Source organism: Pseudomonas putida, assembly GCF_022627325.1.
Lineage (GTDB): Bacteria > Pseudomonadota > Gammaproteobacteria > Pseudomonadales > Pseudomonadaceae > Aquipseudomonas > Aquipseudomonas putida_X.
In genome coordinates this window covers 1-255 of the sequence record NZ_JAETZZ010000064.1, presented here as the reverse complement: position 1 = coordinate 255, position 255 = coordinate 1, and the positions used below count along the sequence as shown (strand labels likewise).

The 255-nt window shown below is 54.9% G+C and carries 1 protein-coding gene; it reads left to right on the top strand.

The features are described 5' to 3' along the window. Positions 1-255: IS66 family insertion sequence element accessory protein TnpB (gene tnpB, locus JNA92_RS25725; protein ID WP_241807233.1), on the top strand; the 255-nt coding region annotated here is incomplete at both ends.

Sequence of the window (255 nt, the reverse complement as noted above, 5' to 3'; positions counted from 1 at the left end):
TACCTCTACCCCAAGCCTGTGGACTTTCGAAAGTCCATCGACGGCCTTACTGCCTTGGTAGAACTGGATATCAAAGTCGCCGTGTTCGACCCCGTGCTCTTCGTCTTCCTCAACAAGGCGCGTAATCAGATCAAAGTGTTGTACTGGGAGCGCAACGGCTTCTGCCTCTGGCTCAAGCGCCTGGAAGCCGAGCGCTTCAAAATGTCGCCTGAGCCCAGCGACGAAGCGATTGTCCTGACCGTCCAAGAACTCAAT